This is a genomic window from Streptomyces hygroscopicus subsp. hygroscopicus, from assembly GCF_001553455.1.
GTDB lineage: Bacteria > Actinomycetota > Actinomycetes > Streptomycetales > Streptomycetaceae > Streptomyces > Streptomyces hygroscopicus.
On the sequence record NZ_BBOX01000571.1, the window covers coordinates 1 to 2,267 of the forward strand.

A 2,267-nucleotide genomic window follows, 5' to 3' on the forward strand; every position below is an offset into this window, starting at 1 on the left:
CCGCCGAATTCGCCCTGGCCCGGATCCGGCCGGGCCCGCGCACCCCCGATGAGATCGCCACGATGGCGGTGACCAGCGCCGTCATCCCGGCCGTGGCCACCGGCCACTGGCTGGCCGGGCTGGTCCGGCACCGCTCGGCCGCCGCCTCCGGGCGGCCCACGACGGCGCCCGCGGGGAACCTGTGACATGTGTAGCGCCCTGTCGCGTTTGGTGATTGAGTGTTCGGGCTACTCGATGTCCGTGTTGATGACATTCGCACCAAAAGCCCCGTATGTCCCCGACGGGCACCCGTGGCTGTTCGCCCCGGACGGGCGGCGCGGCCACCCCCGCGCGCCCGTGTCCCGGGAGCTTCCGGGCGCGGTGCTCTTCGACCGGGACGGCACCCTGATCAGGGACGTCCCGTACAACGGCGACCCCGGCCGGGTGCGGCCGATGCCGTACGCCAGGGCCGCCGTCGACGCGGTACGGCGGCGGGGCATCCCGGTCGCGGTGGTCACCAACCAGTCGGGCGTCGCCCGCGGACTGCTCACCCTCGGCGCGGTCGAGGCCGTACGGCGGCGGGTCGAGGAACTGCTCGGCCCCTTCGACCTCTGGGCGGTATGCCCCCACGGTCCCGGCGAAGGCTGCGGATGCCGCAAACCCCGCCCCGGGCTGATCCACGCCGCGTGCGCGGCGCTCGGCACCGAACCGGGCCGGGCCGCCGTGCTCGGCGACATCGGCGCGGACCTGGCGGCGGCGCGGGCGGCGGGCGCCCGGGGCGTGCTCGTCCCCAACGAGGTGACCCGTCCCGAGGAGATCACCGCTGCCGAACACACCGCACCGGACCTCCTGACGGCGGTGCGCCGGCTCACCGCCCGGCCGGAGGGCGACCCTTGAGCCCGCGCCGTACGGGGCCGCGCACCCTCGTCGTACGGCTCGACAGCGCGGGAGACGTGCTGCTGGCCGGCCCCGCCGTACGCGCGGTCGCCGCCGGGTCCGGGTACACCGCGATGCTGTGCGGGCCGCTCGGCGAACCCGCCGCCCGGATGCTGCCCGGCGTCGACGAGGTGCTGGTGCACGACGCGCCCTGGGTGGGCTTCGAGGCCCCGCCGGTACGCCGTGAGCTGATCGACGCCCTCGTGGACTGCCTGGCCGCCCGCCGCTTCGACCGCGCCCTGATCCTGTCCTCCTACCACCAGAGCCCGCTGCCCGCCGCCCTGCTGCTCAAGCTGGCCGGTATCCCCTGGACCGCCGCCGACAGCGAGCACTACCCCGGCACCCTGCTGGACCTGCGCCACCGGCGCGCACCGCACCGCCACGAGGCGCGGGCCGCGCTCGACCTGGCCGAGGCGTCCGGTTTCGCCCTGCCGCCCGGCGACGAGGGCGCGCTGGCCCTCACCGCGCTCCCCGACACCGCCCCGCTCACCGGCACCGACCCCTATGTCGTGGTCCACCCCGGCGCCGCCGTCCCCGCCCGCGCCTGGAGCCCGGCGCGGGCCGCCCGGGCGGTGGCCGCGCTGGAGGAGGCGGGCCACCGCGTGGTGGTCACCGGCGGTCCGGCCGAGAAGGAGCTGACGGCCGGCATCGCCGACGGCATCGCCCTCGACCTCGGCGGCCGCACCTCCTTCCCCGAACTCGCCGGGGTCCTCGCCGGCGCCGCCGTCGTGGTCACCGGCAACACCGGGCCCTCCCATCTGGCCGCCGCCGTCGGCACCCCGGTGGTCTGCCTCTTCGCCCCCGTCGTGCCCGCCGAGCGCTGGGCCCCCTACCGGGTGCCGCACCGGCTGCTGGGCCGCCAGGACGCGGCGTGCGCGGACAGCCGCGCCCGGGTCTGCCCGATACCGGGCCACCCCTGCCTGGACTCCGTCCCCGACACCGAGGTGCTCGCCGCCGTGGCCGCACTGCTGGCGCCGGGCCGGGCCGACGACGACCGCGAGGAGCCCGCATGAACGTCCTTCTGTGGCATGTGCACGGCTCCTGGACCACGGCCTTCGTCCAGGGCCCGCACCACTACCTGGTCCCCGTCCTCCCCGGCCGGGGCCCGGACGGACGCGGCCGGGCCCGCACCTACACCTGGCCCGGCACGGTCACCGAGATCACCCCGCGCGAGCTGCGGGACGCGCCCGTGGACCTGATCGTCCTCCAGCGCCCCCACGAGGCGGAGCTGGCCAGGCGCTGGCTCGGCGGCCGGCGCCCCGGACGCGACGTGCCCGCCGTCTACCTGGAGCACAACGCCCCGGACGGGGACGTCCCCGGCACCCGCCACCCCTGCGCCGACCGCGACGACC

The 2,267-nt window shown here is 77.2% G+C and carries 2 protein-coding genes and 2 pseudogenes; all 4 read left to right on the forward strand.

Going from position 1 to position 2,267, the window contains the following annotated elements:
- A pseudogene (locus tag AXW62_RS38760) lies at positions 1-185 on the forward strand (transferase); the annotation flags it as partial.
- A gap of 61 nt (positions 186-246) precedes the next feature.
- The gene (locus AXW62_RS38765; protein ID WP_244503312.1) at positions 247-876 is read left to right on the forward strand and encodes a D-glycero-alpha-D-manno-heptose-1,7-bisphosphate 7-phosphatase; all 630 of its coding nucleotides are present in this window, start codon (positions 247-249) and stop codon (positions 874-876) included.
- Positions 873-1,928 (forward strand): glycosyltransferase family 9 protein, encoded by a 1,056-nt coding sequence (locus AXW62_RS38770; protein WP_060948468.1) that lies wholly within the window; start codon positions 873-875, stop codon positions 1,926-1,928. The genes AXW62_RS38765 and AXW62_RS38770 overlap by 4 nt, the downstream gene beginning before the upstream one ends.
- Positions 1,925-2,267, forward strand: a pseudogene (locus AXW62_RS38775) (glycosyltransferase family 1 protein); the annotation flags it as partial. The gene AXW62_RS38770 and the pseudogene AXW62_RS38775, both read left to right, overlap by 4 nt.